This window comes from Clostridium sp. AM34-11AC (genome assembly GCF_003435375.1).
Taxonomy (GTDB): Bacteria; Bacillota; Clostridia; order Lachnospirales; family Lachnospiraceae; genus Pilosibacter; species Pilosibacter fragilis.
The window spans coordinates 19,675-35,369 of sequence record NZ_QWGL01000014.1 but is presented as its reverse complement, the minus strand read 5'-3'; the positions used below and the strand labels follow the sequence as shown (position 1 = coordinate 35,369).

Genomic DNA, 15,695 nt, shown 5'->3' with positions numbered 1-15,695 from the left:
GCCTTTTTTAGACGGCTTGGAACGGGCAGACTTAGTTTTGCCCTGCTTTGCATCGGCTCCGGTCTTTTTGGCCTGCCTGATGTTTTTTTGCAGACGCTTTTCCTGAGCTTCCTGCTGCTTGTTTTTTGGCAATCTTTGTAACCTCCTTCTTTGACATAGATTTATACAGGTTATCCGTCCTGTATGGACGGTCCTTCGGCCAGAGCTTATAACGGAGCCGGTTCTTCAAGATCTTTTCTGCCTGCTGCCCGTCACGCTCATACATGGCGAAGAAGAAAAAGGGCATCATCAGCCCGATCATCAAAAGTACAGCCGCCGAATTGCCGATCGCCCCGCGGGTAAAGAAATACACCGGAAGGCCGACAAGTCCGGCAAGGCTGAAACAAATAAGCTGGCGCTTCGTCAGATTGAAGGCCAGCTTAGTCTTAACTTTGGTTAAATCCTTTGGTACAGGTACATAAGGCATCTATACACCTCCCATCGTAATATAATTTCCGGCCCATTACCGTGCACCGAAATCGCGTACCGGTTTCTCCACAGCCGGACATTCCCGCACTTCCTGAGCCGCATTTTGCAGCCGTGCCAGGACAGAAACAGCCGGCTCTCTCTGACACAGGTATTCCTGGCTGTCTCGGATTCCGGCAATATTTTCCCGAATATCCATATCCACGTCGAGCACATCTGAAACCGGCATAAGCCAACGGTCTGCAAAGTATTTCAAAGGATTCTCAAGCGCCAGCACATCATCCAGCATTTCATCCCTGAACTCAAACTTTGTTGTCAGATAGGAATACGCCTCCTGCATGGCTGTAATTTCAGCAGCTTTTTCAATTAAGGATTCCTTATCTCTTGACATAAGGCTTTCCCTGTAAGCAAAGTAATTCTGTCCCAGCCGTTTCATCAGGAGCGTATATTTGTCCTGTGCGGAAGGTTCGCTTGTGAAATGTTCAAATTTTTGCGCTGCATCAATTTCTTTGAGAAGATCGCAGATCGGGAAACTGTGTTCATGGTTATTTTCTTCCCAACACCATCGGGCTACATCCAACGGGTCCTGAAAAGAAAGAAGCGCCTCTACTTCCGCCGGAGTAAATACATGCTCAACCTTCAGATAATAGTGGAGTTCCGAAAGTCCCTGTAACTCGTAAATACTGCCGATGTTCTGTGCATCCAGCATATCCGCATGAACCTTCAAACACTCGTCCAGCCGTTCCATAAGCAGCCGCTTTGCATCTTGTTCTATCAAAATCACCCCTTTCGCTCCGGCATAGTCAGCGTACAGTTCACTTCATTGCCCCATACATCCCAGCCGGGTGTCTTTTGTCTTGCAAACAGTTCCACTCTGGGCTGATCGCCCATGAGTTTTACGATCTTATCCCGCACCTCGTCCGGTTTCTTGCTGTGCTGCTCAATATGGGAGATCACAAACTGATGGATTCCCGCACATTGGCGTTTCGGACGGCCTCTGGTTGCCAGCAGGCAGACCTCCGCGTTTGAGCGGGTCCAAAAGCCCATGCCATAAAACCAGCTATCCGCTTTCCGGTTCTGTTTGAGCCATAGAAAAGCCAGCGTTTTATATTTGAATCCCCAGGCATCGATCACCCGGAAGGCTTCATTGAGCTGCGGGAAGGTCGCCCACAGAAAAAGGGCACTGTCTTTTGCGGCAAGTTCCGATACCGGCAGGGCACAGATTTCTTCAATGCTCATTGTGGGGTAATGGTTTTCCGCAACGCCGCTTCCATGTTTCCTGTCATAATGCCAGGGCGGATCGGCATAGATAATGCCGTACTGTTTCGTTTCCGGCATTAGCGAGCCTGCTCATTCTTAGATGTGGCCGGTTTGGCCGGCTGTTCTTTGACCTTACCGGCATTTTCTTTCAATGCACCGGTCAGGGAAGGCTTTTCCGCTGCTCCCTTTGTCGCTTCAAGAGTTGCCTGCAAATTTTCAATAGCCTGCCCGTACCCATCGATTAAGGCATCGTTGAGCTGCTTGCGGAACTCTGCCGTAACCGGCCAGCAGACATCTTTCCAGTTGCCTCCCTTATCCTGGGTTGCGGGCATATTGACATACAGCCCCTTTTCACTGGAACAGATACGGAAGCCGTCAATCTTAAAGCATCCGCCAATCGTAACATTGGCAAACGCCAGCAGGTTTCCCATTGGGGCGATCGGACGCACGCGGACATCCAGCTTCATGCCGTTTGCCATTTCCGGCGTCTGTGTCTCCGGCGCCATTTTTTCTGTATTGGTTTTACTCATATATAAAATCCTCCTTTTTAGAATTGGTTTTGTTCATGCTATCTTGCATTAAATATGGATTTGGATAACGAACCTGTCTTAAACAGGGCAAAAGCCAGCAGTACCGTATAACCCGCCGTTCCCCAGATCGCGCCGTGCACGTCGCCGGACGATGGGATAGACTGGACCAGCACTGCATAAATGGCAACACAGATCAGGATCAAAAACCCCTGAAAGCCCAGGGCAAAAAGGGAACGCAGATACCCGGTTCCCATTTGTCCCCATTCCCGGTTTGCCATTGTGGAAAACGGGATCGGTGCAAGGCTCACGGTTAAATAAATCTCGATCATACGGCCATATACAATGACAAAGATCACGATGGACAGTACCCACATACACAGATTGATGATGTTGGTTTCCAGCCACAGTCCAATCAGTTCCCACATTCCCATTGCTTCAAGCTGGGTTTTCAGATCAGACAACGCCGCCTGCACATCCAGGTTCCCGTTTATGACACCGGCACTTTGCGACACCACATTTTGGGCCACATCAAAGACCGCCATCACAATCGTAAAACAGTTGGTGAGCAGGTAAGTGGCAACAAAAGTCTTGAAAATCCACTTGAAGATGTTGAATGTATCGAATTCGTGCATGTTGTTCTTTTCGAGAATCATCTGGATCAGTTCATACACCAGAACAAAGGTCAGGATCATGCCCGCAATGGGAATGACGACGGTTTCTGAAAGATTCTGAATCATGGAAAACACGCCGCCATTCCAGCCCTGCGGGGTCTGTCCTACCTGATTTGCCACATCCGCAACCTGATTGTTGACGGAGTTGAAAATACTGGTGTACTGTCCGGTGATCGCATCGATCAGGCCCTCTTTAATCCAGTCTGTTATCCATTCAAACAGACTGCCCATAAGTCAGCCCTTAACCGAACAGGCCGGAAAGCAGCGGGATCAGCGTTGCACCAACCAGAGCGATACCTCCGCCTGCCATAAGCTGCTTGATCCCCTGGGATTTTGCACCTGGGTTATCATTTCCGTAACCTTCGAGAAGGTTTACAACACCCCATGCGCCCAGACCTGCGCCCAGGGCGATCACAAGGATCTTCAAAGTATCAATCGCGCTTGCAAAAAATGCCATATAGTTCCTCCTTTAATTTCAGAAATTTTAATTTGTGATATGGCCGTATCAGGCCGGAAACAAAAAAAGCCGCCGCACTGTTTTTAGAAAAAAATCTGTTTCAAACAGCACGGCGGCATGGGGCAGGAAAAATCCTGCGGTTATTTACTTTTCAGGGAGAATCACGAATCCTCAAAATATCCTCCTTTCATCGTGACAAAAACAAAGCCTGCCAGGGCGTCATGCTTTGACAGGCAGGAACAACTCTATAAAGTCTGGGAAGCCAGATCTTCGGCTGTGACTTCATAATTACGGTATCGTTCACCGGGACGCATCGGCATCCGGGTAGAAAGAAACTTTTCGATATTAAAAGCGTTCTTCTCATTAAAATCGGAAAGCAGTTTGTAATTTGGGTGTTTGGTTATATCGTATTTCCGGGAGAGGAACGGCCGCACACCCCTGATCTGCAGCAGACATTTGCCCCCGTCCATAACTGCCAGTTCATCCACCGACATCAGGTCCTTTCCCAGCTTTTGAAAATTTTGTCCGTGGGATTCCTGATTTCCCTTTGTGACACTGGTGTTATACAGATCAATAGTCTCTTTCCCTAATAGGGAGTTCCAGCTTTTTAAGGTAGTTTCTTCTTTGCCTCCTAAGAAAAGAGAGGCGTCACAGTTACCGATGATGGTGTCCATGTTGTCTTTATACAGGGCTTTGAGCTGGCTTTGCGCCTGCAGCACCAAGCAGGCAGAGATCTCACGGCTTCGGATGGTCGCCATAAGACGCTCCAGGTTCGGGATCTGCCCGATATTTGCCGCCTCGTCGATCAGGCAGCGCACATGGATGGGAAGCCTGCCCCCATATACATCATCCGCCCGCTCGCATAAGCGGTTAAACAAAATGGAATAGATCAGACTGATCAAAAATGCAAAGGTTCCGTCCGTATCACTCATAATAAGGAAAAGAGCGGTCCGTTCATCCCCCAGCATATCCAGATCCAGCTCGTCATACATGGTAATTTCCCTGACTTCTTTAATGTCAAAAGGAGCCAGTCTGGAAGCACAGGAAATAAGGATCGACTTCGCTGTTTTTCCGGCAGCGAGCTTATATTTTTTATATTGACGCAGGGCAAAATGATCCGGGTCTTTCTGTTCCAGAGCGTCAAAGAGAAGGTCAACGGCATTTTTGAATGACTCGTCATCCTCACGGACCTCCATTGCGTTCAGCATTTCTACCAGTGTGGCAAAATTCTGTTCGTTTACCGGAGCTTCATAGTAGATATATCCGATCAGTGCCGTATAAAGCAAGGTTTCTGCTTTGACCCAGAAATCGTCTCCGGCTTTTCCTTCGCCTTTGGTATTGGCGATCAGGGTAGTGACGATCTTCAGAATATCTTTCTCGGAATGAATGTAGGCGAATGGGTTAAAGTGCATACTTTTCTGAAAATTGATCGTATTGAATACCCGTATTTTATAGGGCTCATAGATAATCTTTCCTTTTTCATTACGCATAGGCTTTCCGTCCTTGTCCAGCTTTGGTGTGCCTCGCTGCAACATCTTTCCGCATTCCACAAGGACTGTACCTTTCGGATCGGTGACGACGTAGGAACTGTGCATTTGCATCAGATTGGGCTTGATGAAAAAGCGCGTTTTTCCCGAACCTGATCCTCCGACTACCAGTACATTTTTATTTCTTGCATTGGCCGGATTTTTGGGCCGTCCGTTTAACATCAGTCCTTCACTTTGGGTAAGAATGATATTGTTTTCCGGCTTTGGGTCCATAAATGGGGCAATATCGGCTTTATTTCCCCATCTTGCAGAACCATATTCCACATTTTTGCGGTATTTCTTAGCGTCTTTCCCTCTAAGATAGACTGCCAGCCGCATAATGGCTGCACCGCATAAACCAATCAGCCAGTCCATTGCCGCTCCCGGCCACATACTCTGAAACGCAAGGGCAAAGCCTTCGGACAGTCCTAACAGCTTTTGGGAAGCGTCTGCTCCGGGAGCCAGACGCACCGCCTCGCCCAGCTTGGCAAATACCAGAAGGAACAGAATATAAGGCAGATGGAGAATGACCTGTTTTTTCAGTGTTTCTGCATCAATCTTCATCGTTCCGGTCCTCCGTGTTCTTTGTTCTTTACACGGTCACGGCCAAGCGACTGCGCCAGTTCTTTGAACTTATGAAGCTGTGTAAGCAGCGACGGTCTGGTGCTGCGTGTAAGGTCTTTCTTCGTATATTCCTTAAAAGCTGCCGTCAGTGCATCCGCCTGGTTTGCCTTGAAATATACCGTCCATTTTGGGGGATCGGTCCCAAGTTCCTTTTCTATATGGTAGCGTACCTGATGTTTCCTGGCATACCGTTCAAAAGAGCGGATTCGCCCTGAAACTTCAATGGTATTGGCTCCGGGGTCTTTATAAGTCAGCCGCTTCATGCTGTTGCGCCCGACTTTTGGCATTGTGCGTTCCTGTTCCATCTTTTGGAGTACCGCAGCAATAGCCGCACGCAGTACCCGCCCTGACAGTTTTGCTGCCTGTATAGAAACAGAAACCGTTCGTTGTTCGAGATCTTCCTGCAAGAGCATCCTCCTTTCTGATAAAATCGGTATTTATAATATGGAAATAACTTTTTACCGGCTTTCCCCAAGAACCTGCTGTCGGGAAGCGTGTTCAAAGGCTTTTGCTGCCTGATCGACCTGAATTTTAGCATGTTTCAAAAGCGTCTTGATGATCGTAGCCGGGCGTTCCTGTTCCTCCAGATGATCGACCATCCCTTTGCACTCATCCGGGAGGTATTCCGCCATATCTTTCAACACATCGGAAAAGTTACCCATAAAGCCCCAGCAGCTATCCGACAGCTCCCCGTTTTTATAAAGCTCAAACCCATAACATTCGCCATGCAGATAGGAATCGTAAGCGGCGACTTCACTGCGCATCAGTGCGTCCGCTTTCTGCCGGATGGCGCCGGTCATCTTGTCAGCGTCAAATTCCTTTAGGGCATCTTCTTTGGAAACATAGATCCAGCCGACCTGTCCGCTGTCCCATTCTGCATGAGGGGCCCTGCCTGAGAAACTTTCTGTACTCATGGCAAGACCTGAGTGGTCGTAGAGATAGAGGGGGAGCATCAGATACTTTTCCGAAATTACTTTCTGCATTGCTTCATCGATCGCCCGTTCCTCTGTCTTTGGTCCATGCCGGAAACGGCTGCTTACAATGTTTACCATCCGTTCATAGCGTTTCATGCCGGCTTCATCATGTCCTACGGTATCTAAATACATTTCCCGCAGGAAGTCGTCTTTGTCCATATAGTTGTGATGGTCGCCCAGCGCATAGCGGGGATGGAAGCATACCATCGTCCCAAAATGTTCATCTACCTCACGGGGAGAGATCAGAATATCGTCCGGCTGCACCATAAGGGCATAAGGTTCATTTACTGCCATTAACATAATTGGCTCCTTTCTTTCTACAAATCCGGGCCGGAATGGTGCATCCTCGGTTTTTCCCGGTGTTCATTGGTTGCAGGCTGCTTGACTGCAATGATCTCGCCGGCAATCCTTGCAAATTTTTCAGGGTACTTGAACTGCTCCCCGTATTTCTCCATCAAGTCCGGGGAAAGGTCTGTAAAATCTTCCTCGCCAAGACCAACGATCAGAAAATTCCCGGACACAATATCATAAACGTGGCCGTCATCATCAAAGAGAGCCCGGTTCAGAGGCAGTCCCATCAGCTTGCCTTCATCATTGCAGATCAGAGCCACCGGGTCCTCATACGGATAGACCGCCTGAATGTCTCCACCCACTGCCGCCTGCAAAGATTTCAGACCGCTTTCAATCTCCGCAGCATAAGGGGACTTGCCCGGCTCTACCATTAACACTTTCATAACTGTATATCCTCCTTCTTTTTCATTGCCATACCGGGAGCGGCTGGCGTTTTTTCCTGGGTTTTTGCCACAGAGAGCTTCCCCAGGACGGAAGGCTTCTCCTGGTTTTGGGGCGTAAAAATACCGCCCTCCGAAACCTCGGCGGCGGCATGTTCCGTTTTGGTCTGTTCCAGTCCTTCAACCGTATAACCAGGTAAGAGAGTGCCATGAACCATAAAATGACGCTCATATTCTTTCGGAATTGGCGGGGAAATTTCCGTGAATAAATGGGAATAGGCTTTCTTCCGCCCGTCCAGGTATTTTATGGCTGCATTCTTATCTGTATATCGTTTCTGGTTTTGTCCGGCAATCTTTTCTCCATATCCCTGCTTCGGGGAATGAATACGGACTTCCCATGTCACATACCAGGCAACCGGAATACTCTGTTTTGTTTCCCTGTCATATTTCGTATCTTCCCAAATACTGCAGGTCATCTGATAGACCCGGTTGCTGATTTTCTGATCCGCCCTCCAGTTATCGGTGTCTTTCCACTGATTGCCGGTATGTTCAATCTCAGGTGTACGAAGATATTCCAAAGCCCGGTTGATCGTCTGTGTTGCCGCTGCCTGCTGTTCCCACTGTTTTGCGGCAGCCACCACGATTTCATAGGCTTTCTGCTCCCCGTCGATACTTCCCTGGCGCATGGCTTCCAGGCTATCGGTTCCCATTGTGATCAGTGTAGAAATATCCACATTTTCACAAACTACGCTGTGCTCAATTTTAAGCTCCGATCCCGGCGTCAAGTGGTCGCCATACCGGTAGGCACGATAATCTTTATTTTCTTCCAAAATGCTGTTCACCTCCTGCTATATTTCCGGCTCGTGGTTTTTTCTGGAAAACGTCTGTGCCGGTGATTTTTTATCTGCCGGCCTGTTTGCCGCAAGCTGATCCATCACGGAAGGACGGCCGACGCCGAACATGGATAGCTGCCCGTCCGCCGCCTCACGAAGTTCAGAAACAGAGAGGGGAAGCGTTACATCGGCATGGGTCAATAGCTGTTCCCGTTTCAAATCCTGAATGATCTCGTCAAAAACAGCGTTGATTGCACGGCGTTCTTCCCCCACAGGGAAGGCTTTCAATACCTCCATTTCTCCGTCTTTACCGGAAACCAGGGTAAGGGCACAGTCGGCATGGCCTGCCAGATAATCCGATGTGTAGGGCAGTTTGTCCTTGATATAACAGGCAAAGGCTCTGGCTGTCATTTCCACATTGCTGTCCCAATAACCGCCGTCTTTTTCACATTCTTTTCCCATGCGTACCGAATTACGGTAAAAATCAGTTTCCGTCCGTCCAATCTGCGGAGCTTCCTGCGCCTGCATCCCGGAAAGCATACGCTCAAAAATTTCCAGCCGTTCCCGTTCACTTTTGGGAATTACCCGGCCGGTAACATTCTTCTTAAATGCGCTGATCTGTTCCACAGAGCCGGGTTCGCCGGACAAAAATGCTTCCCGCAAGACTGCGTAGGTTTCCATCTGTTCCTCATTGCCATACCGTTTCAGGGAGGCAAGAACCGAGGAATCCAGCCAGCTTGCCGCATTTTTCCGGGTGCGTTCTGTTTGTGCTTCCGTGCGCTTTGCTGCCTGTTCCGGTGTTTCCGGTTTATACTTCATGGTGTCAATGAGTTTTTGGAACGGCGCATAGAGGTGGGGCTGTTCTGACAGCATCCCTTTTGCTCCCATCTTTGTACCAAGATAATCGTCAAGTCCATGCCACCATTCATGTGCCAGGGAACCGGCCCCGTGCATTTTTGTAAGATTGATGACTGTACGCAAAGGTTCATAATGAGCTGCAGCATTGCCACTGCCTCTTGCACCAAAAGCGATAGCAAGTGTTCCCTGATAAGCAATATCTTTATCGCTGATCTTAAGGGCTGACGCCAGATCCTTTAGTGCTTCAAATCCCATGTTAAGGGAGGTCTGCCGGTCGTTCTGGTTCATCCAGTTTCCAAACTCACCGCCGCGGAACCCAAAGGTATCAAGATAATGCTGTCCGGTGATCTCCACGCCATTCCGATAATCCGGTCCGGTACGTTTGACATGGGCAAGCTGTGGAGGGACAAAACGGATCTTTCCGTTTTTGTTCCTGCCTTTGGCAAGTTCCTGCACCCATTTCAGGGCAGCTTCTTTGGTCTCAAAATTGGTCCGCAGGATCGAATAGCCTTTTGTCACATAGTAGGTACCGGGTTTCCAGTCCCCATTTTTAGAATAGGTCTGTTTCCCGTCGTTGAAGTGGATCGCATAACCTTTCGGTATTTTCTGCTCTTTGGAAACACAAAACTGTTCCTTTTTTGCTTTCTGAGCAAAGTTGCGCTCAAAATATTCAGCCGAGCGGATCAGCATGGTATTGGACAATTTGTTTGTAATCACGGGATTGTCCTGACCCTTTTTCGTTGCCCGGTAATGGATTCCGCTTACCCAGCCCTGTACCTTTTCTAAATATCCATTGTCAACGAAAAAGCGGTCATAGGCTCTCATGGCATCCTCCACAGTACGGACATCTGAAAGCACTGTCTGCAATTCCCGGACTGTTTTTATATACTCCTTTTGCCTCGCAGTCCGTTTTTCCGGGGTGTCATCCGTGCGGTAATACTGAGGAGAGGCGTTTAAGCCGTCCCTTGCTTTTTTGATAAAATAGACCACGCCAAGAGGAATCCCTTCCTCCAGCATGGCTGCATAGTCCGGCTTTTTCCAGACATTATCCTTTTTCACAAATTTTTCGGCTTCGCGCTCATTCATGGCTTCCAGATCATCCGCATACAGCCCGCGGTCTTTCCACAGGTCTTTTTTCGCACCGCCGATCTTTTCACCGAAATCTTCATGCACTCCTGCCAATCTTCATCACCTCCAGTCAGTGTAAAATTCTTATCGCTCCGGGGCAGGGCGACGTTCTTCGTTTTTGTGAAGTTGTGGGAGGTTTCCTGTGAGCCGGTCAGTTTCCCTGCGGATCAGTTTGTCCAGAGCGCCTAAATCCTCTGGTGCAATGGCAAACTCCCGGTAATTTTCATACCACAGGCCCGTAGAGATTGCCGCGATGGGCGCAATTTTCTCCGAACCGGATGGAAGAAGGCGATACACAGGGGCTTCGTCATAAAGAAGCATCTGCTTTGCCGTTCCCTGTGGTATGCGGTACTTATCCATATCCGGGTTCTGGGCTGCCTCCATATATTGCATATTCAGGCGTTCTTCTAAATCCTGGGGCATATAACGAAATGCCTGATCCATCCACTGTCTGAACATCGTGGAATAGTGGTACTGCCATTCCGTAACTTGATTCGGGGCATAAGAAAACCCCCAACTTTTCAGAGCATCTTTTTCGTAAAGCTCCATTTCAGTCCATTCTTTCAGGCTGACCGTAGCCGCTGAACCATCTTTGCGTTCGATATTGACGCCGCAAGGATAGAGGATATTTCTTTTTATATCCTGCCGCAGCGTGTCTAAATCCATCATCAGGACATCTCCGTACAAGTGACCGCCCTCTCTGCGATCCGTATGAAACAGGAAAGCCCTCGCTCCGATAAACTCCGTTGTTGAGATCATTTGATAAAGATCCGCCGTAGAACAATAAGCAAACAAAGCGTCGGAAAGCCATATGTGATTTTTTCCCATGATGGCAATGGAATCAGCCCCGGTATTTGTCGCCAGAGAACGCATATTAAATTCGCATTCCCTAAGAAAATCTCCGGCAAAAATATGGAGCTCATACGCAAAGACGGATAAGTCTGTATCACGGATCAAATGAATCTGCGGTAGTGGTTCCTGATTCAATCAAATTCCTCCTTTCATGTGAAGCAGCTCTTTGACCTGCTCATTTTCCGCAAACGGCTGGCTATCTGTCTCCGCCATTTAATCAATCCCTCCCATCTGCCGGTAGCTGCCCGCCGGCAATCTTGCCGACAATCTCCGGACCGGTTTCATAAATCTGCATGAGGCGTTTTGCTGTGCCGCAGGGCTGTGCAGCTCCGCTGGTCCAAAGACGCACTGTGGATGGGGCAACATTCATCAAAAGAGCAAAGCCCTTTTCGTTCATGTCCAGCTTTTTCATCAGCGATTTAACCATATCGGGGCCGTAGTCTGGACACCGGGAAGCCTCGGCAATCATCTGCAAAGCGGTATTTTCAATTTTTTTCATTTTCAAATCCTCCTGTTATTTGTTTTCCAGCCTTATGCCGGAGCAAAGCTGATCTGGTTGTGTTTCATCCTTTTGGCAAAATCCGGCAGCGAATAATTTACCCCGTCAATTTCTGCATGGGTGTCATCCAGACGATGACAAACAGCAAAGTGCCTGTCCCCGTTTCCATAGAACAGGCAGAGTAAACCATTGTCGGGAATGGAAAACAGCGCTTTTCCGGCGCTGTCTGTAAAGCAGATATGTTGAGATCCATTCATGTTGAAATCCTCCCTAAATTGAAACAGCCGCCTCTTTTGGGCGGCGTTGGTGCTGGCTGGTTTGCAGTTGTTCCCGAACCAGCAGCAATTTCTCATTGTAATCTTTTCCCATCCGGGGAGGGTTGACACTTACCCGGATATGACGGAAACGTTTATCCTCGTGAAGCATGGTCTTGATTTTCCGGGCATTGACAAATCCGGCAAGGTCGTGGTCCATATAAAGGGTAACACGCCGGATCTCCGGGTGGCGTTCCAGGAAAGAAGTCAGCGCCACATGGGAAGTACCTCCCAAAGACAAGCGGTAACCATTCCATTTCCATCCCTCCAGCTCTTGAAGTGTCGCATGGGAAAGCGCATCAATAGGAGCTTCAAAGACTGCCACATGCCGGCTGCCCGGACTTTGCGGGGGATAACAAAAGTTATATCCTTTGTCGCTGCCATAGACATCCTTTTTGAGATTGCCGCTGATACTGCGCATACAGGCAAACTTCGCTTTCCCGGAATCATCTTTCCCAACAAACACACAAACCGGTTCTCCATGATACCGGGCTTCGTAAAAAATCCCGGCTTGTAAACACTGGCGAATGACTTCTGAGCTGATCCCCCGTTTCTGCAAATAGGAGACCGCAGCGGTCGCGCAACGTCTGGCCCAGGGGAGAGCGAATGTTTTCTTTTCCGGCTCTTTTGATACCTGTATTTCTGCCGTACTTCGGTAAGCCGGTTCCTGTGGGATTTCGCCACCTACCAGAGCATGAACCGCATCCACAAGACCATATCCCCGAATCTGGATCAGGTAGTCCAGCGCATTGATACTCCGTCCGCGGCTGTTCCAGTACCAGTACCTTTTCCCGGTCACATATACCAGACTGTCATGCTCCTTATGCCGGAAATTAGGTCCATCCTGTTTCAGCACGCCGGGTTCATGGAATTGCAGGTAAGTAAACAAGTCAGCTTCCCGCGCTGCCTGAATCTGTTCTTTGGTTACGCCGGGCATAGTACCGGCACAGTGTTTCTTTTCATTGTGCTTTGCCTCCTTCCTGTGATGAAATGAAAAAAGACACCCAAAGGTGCCTAACAGCCGTACAGGTCGTGATTGACCTCGGCACGGTAATAGCTGTCCATTGTAGCCGGGGCATTATACAGCGCCGCCAGCAGATACGCTTTGATGTTTCCGACCTTCGTTGTGTTCTTGTCGATACAGTCAAAGACATACTCTAAGTGGCCGGAATTGATCTTCAGGAACCGGCTCTTGACGATCTCCCTCGGAAAATCATCTCCGGCAATGCGAATGTAAGGGCGTTTCGACAAAATCACTTCAAGCATAAGTTCAAGGGCTTCATCCAAACGTTCCCTGCCATACCGTAAGACCAGTAAGTCATATTCAATATTTTCTTTGATGATTTCACGATAGGCTTCTATCAGCTCTATCCGATCCATCCCATCCGTGCGGTTTGCCGCTTCCGGCTCTGCCGGATAGATTGATGGATAAGTTATTGATTTATCTTTTTTTGATTTTTTTGTTTTTAATGGATTAGTATTTAATTGTGCCGGATTTTCCTGTTCAGGTTCCGCCTGTTTAGGTTTTGCCTGTTCTGGTTTTACCTGTCTTGGATTTTCCCGTTTAGGTGAAAGCCCTGTGTTTTCGGTACTTACAGGCTGCTCATGGATCGTATATTCAATGTCTCCCAACTGCCCGTTATCATAGCGGAGGCGCTGTCTGGTGAGATAACCATGCCGCTCCAGTTCCTTCAGGGCAGTAGTGATAGAATCCACACCATCCTTGCAGATATGGGCGAGTCCCTTTGTGGTATAATCCCAATCTTCCGGCAGCGACAACATAAGTGATAAAAGCCCCTTTGCCTTTAAGGACAACTCCGTATTGCGCAGATGGTGATTGCTCATTATCGTAAAGTCCTTTGTTTTCTCTACACGGAATACTGCCATTGTACCGCCTCCTTTCTTCGACTATTCCGTTACAAGGCATGATCCCTGCGGTCATAATGGAGATGACCGTCAGAGACCTTCGCATGGTTTTTCAGTTTCACTTCGCCCCGTTCCTGGCTCTCTAAAAATTTCTGATAGCCGGCATCTGTAAGGAACAAGCGCATCTTATCGCCTTTGTCGCCAACAGGGGAATCGTAAGACAATACATCAAAGACGATCATGTGCTTTACTTCTGGATCAAAGCGTTCAAGTGCCATGATGTCATGCCCCTTCAATTTTTCTGCCCCTGATTGTTGTCTGGCCTCGGCGATCTTTTCTCCAATCGTCCGGGCTGGATAGGGCAGACGGTAATTCTTCTGAATATCTTTTACCAAGTCCATGCACTCTGCATTTGACAGAACACGAAGTTTTGCCATAAGACCTTCTGCCGCCTCCCGCTGTTCGGAATTATTTGAATACCGCACGGTCATATAAAGTTCATTCAGGATCTTTGTCTGATAATCGCCCTCCACTTGAAAGAGCAGCTTTTTTTCCATTTCGTTTAATTCCATGTGGATCTCCTTTCTCTCGAAAATGAGTATGAAAAAAGGGCGTCCACCTATAAAAGTGAAACGCCCACGGCAACCAGCGGTCAGACATAAAGCCGGACCGCTGGCACTATTAAATTTTGTCGTTAATAAAACAGCCTCCTTTTTTCTTTATAGTTTTCGTCAATTTTCAACTTGGAAAAGGAATTGAATAAAAGACGACAAACGCTCAAACCCCTTGAAAATAAAGGCTTTTTCTGTTTGTCGTTATTATACCGTAACGGCACACCACCGCTTCGATTCTGATCAATAAGAAGTTAGATCCAAGAGCCGTCTCCGGAGTCCTCGGCCACGCCAATACCAGCACCACATTAAATATCTACGCGTACTTCTTTCATCAAAGCAGCAAAGAGGCTGCAAGCATCATGGCGGATGCTCTTCTGGATGAGCCGGCAGTAGTCAATCACAGGTAAAAAATTGAATAGTAGACAAATAGTAGACAAAGCCCCTTTTTTTGCTCTTTTTGCCCATAATATCAAAACCCTAAAAACACGAAAAACCCTTGATTTCTCAAGGGTTTTTTACTCAGCTCCCGGCCGGACTCGAACCGGCGACCTACGCATTACGAATGCGTTGCTCTACCAACTGAGCCACGGAAGCACCTTTAAAAAATGCTGCTGCATAACGCAACAGCAAGTGACCTGTCCGGGAATCGAACCCGGGTTTACGCCGTGAGAGGGCGTCGTCTTGACCGCTTGACCAACAGGCCTTAGTATTTAAGTAAGTCGAGGCGACAAGATTCGAACTTGCGACCTCTGCGTCCCGAACGCAGCGCTCTACCAAACTGAGCCACGCCTCGTCTCGATTACGTACGTAAGTATAATATAGATTTATGAAAATGTCAACTGCTTTTTTTGATTTTTTTCTATTTTTTGCATTTTTTCTACATTATCTACATTTTCTACTCTTCTTCCCATTTTCAATCTGTCACACATGCCTGACGGATTAAATTTTCGAAAAGATATTTACAGAAAAGTTTTCTTTTTGAGCAGAATAGTGTTATAATATCAAAAAGAGAACTCATCGCATCTGCTTATCTCAATCGAGAAGTCCCGCTTCTATAAGGGTCAGAGCATAACAACCTTTCCGAGCGGGAATATCATCTCCATCTGGGAGAAGCACTCTGCGAAGATATGCTGTGATCCTGAAAAGAATTTGTCAGCCTGTACTGACCGTGTTCACACATCAGAGTTCATGTGCGTTCAACTTAAATTTTCCGTAATTTTATATCCAGAGGGGGCGTTTTTATGAAAGCAATCAGAATCCTTCTTTCCATTGCCATGCTGATCGCTGCCGGTCTCGGCGCTTTCAATGTAATTCCGTTGCGAACTGCGTACTTCACACTGATCATTCTTGTGGCGATCACTGTGAGTATCCGGATCATCCACCGGATCGCCGGCAACGGCGCCCCAAATACCATCATCCGGATCATCAGCGAGATCATCGCGTCCCTCTGTATCCTCGGCTTCGCATTCTTTACTTATCGCACGATCGGATAG

The 15,695-nt window shown here is 48.1% G+C and carries 19 protein-coding genes, 3 tRNA genes and 1 pseudogene; 2 read left to right on the top strand and 21 right to left on the bottom strand.

Going from position 1 to position 15,695, the window contains the following annotated elements; genetic code table 11:
- Window positions 1-31: 31 nt before the first annotated feature.
- From DW826_RS09985 to DW826_RS09900, 18 genes are all read right to left on the bottom strand, one after another.
- Window positions 32-466: a PrgI family protein gene (locus tag DW826_RS09985; RefSeq protein ID WP_117552646.1), complete on the bottom strand. Its 435-nt coding sequence runs from the start codon at window positions 464-466 to the stop codon at window positions 32-34.
- Between the two features lie 36 nt (window positions 467-502).
- Window positions 503-1,249, bottom strand: coding sequence for a hypothetical protein (locus DW826_RS09980; protein WP_222847487.1), 747 nt, complete (start codon window positions 1,247-1,249; stop codon window positions 503-505).
- Window positions 1,246-1,803: an MT-A70 family methyltransferase gene (locus tag DW826_RS09975; protein WP_005361089.1), complete on the bottom strand. Its 558-nt coding sequence runs from the start codon at window positions 1,801-1,803 to the stop codon at window positions 1,246-1,248. Before DW826_RS09975 ends, DW826_RS09980 begins: the two co-directional genes overlap by 4 nt.
- Window positions 1,803-2,255: a SpoVG family protein gene (locus DW826_RS09970; RefSeq protein ID WP_117442477.1), complete on the bottom strand. Its 453-nt coding sequence runs from the start codon at window positions 2,253-2,255 to the stop codon at window positions 1,803-1,805. Before DW826_RS09970 ends, DW826_RS09975 begins: the two co-directional genes overlap by 1 nt.
- A 38-nt stretch (window positions 2,256-2,293) precedes the next feature.
- Window positions 2,294-3,157, bottom strand: coding sequence for a VirB6/TrbL-like conjugal transfer protein, CD1112 family (locus tag DW826_RS09965; protein ID WP_117442478.1), 864 nt, complete (start codon window positions 3,155-3,157; stop codon window positions 2,294-2,296).
- Between the two features lie 10 nt (window positions 3,158-3,167).
- Window positions 3,168-3,383 carry a Maff2 family mobile element protein gene (locus DW826_RS09960; protein ID WP_005361081.1) on the bottom strand — a complete coding sequence of 72 codons (216 nt, stop codon included), beginning with the start codon at window positions 3,381-3,383 and terminating at the stop codon, window positions 3,168-3,170.
- 245 nt (window positions 3,384-3,628) lie between these two features.
- Window positions 3,629-5,473 carry a VirD4-like conjugal transfer protein, CD1115 family gene (locus DW826_RS09955; RefSeq protein WP_117552645.1) on the bottom strand — a complete coding sequence of 615 codons (1,845 nt, stop codon included), beginning with the start codon at window positions 5,471-5,473 and terminating at the stop codon, window positions 3,629-3,631.
- Window positions 5,470-5,946, bottom strand: coding sequence for a PcfB family protein (locus DW826_RS09950; RefSeq protein ID WP_223385988.1), 477 nt, complete (start codon window positions 5,944-5,946; stop codon window positions 5,470-5,472). The genes DW826_RS09955 and DW826_RS09950 overlap by 4 nt, the downstream gene beginning before the upstream one ends.
- Before the next feature lie 45 nt (window positions 5,947-5,991).
- Entirely contained in the window at window positions 5,992-6,807 is an 816-nt protein-coding gene (locus tag DW826_RS09945; RefSeq protein WP_117442480.1) for a hypothetical protein, read from the bottom strand.
- Window positions 6,808-6,824: 17 nt separating this feature from the next.
- Window positions 6,825-7,241, bottom strand: coding sequence for a DUF3846 domain-containing protein (locus DW826_RS09940; protein WP_117552644.1), 417 nt, complete (start codon window positions 7,239-7,241; stop codon window positions 6,825-6,827).
- Window positions 7,238-8,068 (bottom strand): hypothetical protein, encoded by an 831-nt coding sequence (locus DW826_RS09935; RefSeq protein WP_117552643.1) that lies wholly within the window; start codon window positions 8,066-8,068, stop codon window positions 7,238-7,240. The genes DW826_RS09940 and DW826_RS09935 overlap by 4 nt, the downstream gene beginning before the upstream one ends.
- Window positions 8,069-8,086: 18 nt before the next feature.
- Window positions 8,087-10,015, bottom strand: coding sequence for an LPD1 domain-containing protein (locus DW826_RS09930; RefSeq protein ID WP_242994080.1), 1,929 nt, complete (start codon window positions 10,013-10,015; stop codon window positions 8,087-8,089).
- 126 nt (window positions 10,016-10,141) lie between these two features.
- Window positions 10,142-11,044, bottom strand: coding sequence for a hypothetical protein (locus DW826_RS09925; RefSeq protein ID WP_117468897.1), 903 nt, complete (start codon window positions 11,042-11,044; stop codon window positions 10,142-10,144).
- A gap of 82 nt (window positions 11,045-11,126) precedes the next feature.
- Window positions 11,127-11,408, bottom strand: a complete 282-nt coding sequence (locus tag DW826_RS09920) for a hypothetical protein (protein ID WP_005361060.1) — start codon at window positions 11,406-11,408, stop codon at window positions 11,127-11,129.
- A gap of 32 nt (window positions 11,409-11,440) precedes the next feature.
- The gene (locus DW826_RS09915) at window positions 11,441-11,665 is read right to left on the bottom strand and encodes a hypothetical protein (protein ID WP_055156485.1); all 225 of its coding nucleotides are present in this window, start codon (window positions 11,663-11,665) and stop codon (window positions 11,441-11,443) included.
- Window positions 11,666-11,678: 13 nt separating this feature from the next.
- Window positions 11,679-12,611 carry a DUF3991 domain-containing protein gene (locus DW826_RS09910; protein WP_242992161.1) on the bottom strand — a complete coding sequence of 311 codons (933 nt, stop codon included), beginning with the start codon at window positions 12,609-12,611 and terminating at the stop codon, window positions 11,679-11,681.
- A 125-nt stretch (window positions 12,612-12,736) separates the two neighbouring features.
- Window positions 12,737-13,609 (bottom strand): DUF6017 domain-containing protein, encoded by an 873-nt coding sequence (locus DW826_RS09905; RefSeq protein ID WP_005361053.1) that lies wholly within the window; start codon window positions 13,607-13,609, stop codon window positions 12,737-12,739.
- 29 nt (window positions 13,610-13,638) lie between these two features.
- Window positions 13,639-14,160 carry a DUF5720 family protein gene (locus DW826_RS09900; protein ID WP_005361050.1) on the bottom strand — a complete coding sequence of 174 codons (522 nt, stop codon included), beginning with the start codon at window positions 14,158-14,160 and terminating at the stop codon, window positions 13,639-13,641.
- A gap of 269 nt (window positions 14,161-14,429) precedes the next feature.
- Here DW826_RS09900 and DW826_RS18965 point away from each other — a divergent pair.
- Window positions 14,430-14,609, top strand: a pseudogene (locus tag DW826_RS18965) (site-specific integrase); the annotation flags it as partial.
- 114 nt (window positions 14,610-14,723) lie between these two features.
- Here DW826_RS18965 and DW826_RS09890 read toward each other — a convergent pair.
- The 3 genes from DW826_RS09890 to DW826_RS09880 all read right to left on the bottom strand — a co-directional run bounded on the left by DW826_RS09890 (window position 14,724) and on the right by DW826_RS09880 (window position 14,995).
- Window positions 14,724-14,796, bottom strand: a tRNA-Thr gene (locus DW826_RS09890).
- A 37-nt stretch (window positions 14,797-14,833) separates the two neighbouring features.
- Window positions 14,834-14,905: transfer RNA gene (locus tag DW826_RS09885), tRNA-Glu, on the bottom strand.
- A 16-nt stretch (window positions 14,906-14,921) separates the two neighbouring features.
- Window positions 14,922-14,995, bottom strand: a tRNA-Pro gene (locus DW826_RS09880).
- A gap of 448 nt (window positions 14,996-15,443) precedes the next feature.
- Between DW826_RS09880 and DW826_RS09875 the strand changes: the two genes are divergently transcribed.
- A complete protein-coding gene (locus DW826_RS09875) occupies window positions 15,444-15,695 on the top strand; it encodes a hypothetical protein (protein ID WP_015554284.1) in 252 nt (83 codons plus the stop codon).

Excerpts from the sequence above, each read along its gene's own strand:
- DW826_RS09985 (WP_117552646.1), bottom strand. The coding sequence starts at position 466 with ATGCCTTATGTACCTGTACCAAAGGATTTAACCAAAGTTAAGACTAAG.
- DW826_RS09975 (WP_005361089.1), bottom strand. The coding sequence starts at position 1,803 with ATGCCGGAAACGAAACAGTACGGCATTATCTATGCCGATCCGCCCTGG.
- DW826_RS09970 (WP_117442477.1), bottom strand. The coding sequence starts at position 2,255 with ATGAGTAAAACCAATACAGAAAAAATGGCGCCGGAGACACAGACGCCG.
- DW826_RS09965 (WP_117442478.1), bottom strand. The coding sequence starts at position 3,157 with ATGGGCAGTCTGTTTGAATGGATAACAGACTGGATTAAAGAGGGCCTG.
- DW826_RS09960 (WP_005361081.1), bottom strand. The coding sequence starts at position 3,383 with ATGGCATTTTTTGCAAGCGCGATTGATACTTTGAAGATCCTTGTGATC.
- DW826_RS09955 (WP_117552645.1), bottom strand. The coding sequence starts at position 5,473 with ATGAAGATTGATGCAGAAACACTGAAAAAACAGGTCATTCTCCATCTG.
- DW826_RS09950 (WP_223385988.1), bottom strand. The coding sequence starts at position 5,946 with ATGCTCTTGCAGGAAGATCTCGAACAACGAACGGTTTCTGTTTCTATA.
- DW826_RS09945 (WP_117442480.1), bottom strand. The coding sequence starts at position 6,807 with ATGTTAATGGCAGTAAATGAACCTTATGCCCTTATGGTGCAGCCGGAC.
- DW826_RS09940 (WP_117552644.1), bottom strand. The coding sequence starts at position 7,241 with ATGAAAGTGTTAATGGTAGAGCCGGGCAAGTCCCCTTATGCTGCGGAG.
- DW826_RS09930 (WP_242994080.1), bottom strand. The coding sequence starts at position 10,015 with ATGAATGAGCGCGAAGCCGAAAAATTTGTGAAAAAGGATAATGTCTGG.
- DW826_RS09920 (WP_005361060.1), bottom strand. The coding sequence starts at position 11,408 with ATGAAAAAAATTGAAAATACCGCTTTGCAGATGATTGCCGAGGCTTCC.
- DW826_RS09915 (WP_055156485.1), bottom strand. The coding sequence starts at position 11,665 with ATGAATGGATCTCAACATATCTGCTTTACAGACAGCGCCGGAAAAGCG.
- DW826_RS09905 (WP_005361053.1), bottom strand. The coding sequence starts at position 13,609 with ATGGCAGTATTCCGTGTAGAGAAAACAAAGGACTTTACGATAATGAGC.
- DW826_RS09900 (WP_005361050.1), bottom strand. The coding sequence starts at position 14,160 with ATGGAATTAAACGAAATGGAAAAAAAGCTGCTCTTTCAAGTGGAGGGC.
- DW826_RS09875 (WP_015554284.1), top strand. The coding sequence starts at position 15,444 with ATGAAAGCAATCAGAATCCTTCTTTCCATTGCCATGCTGATCGCTGCC.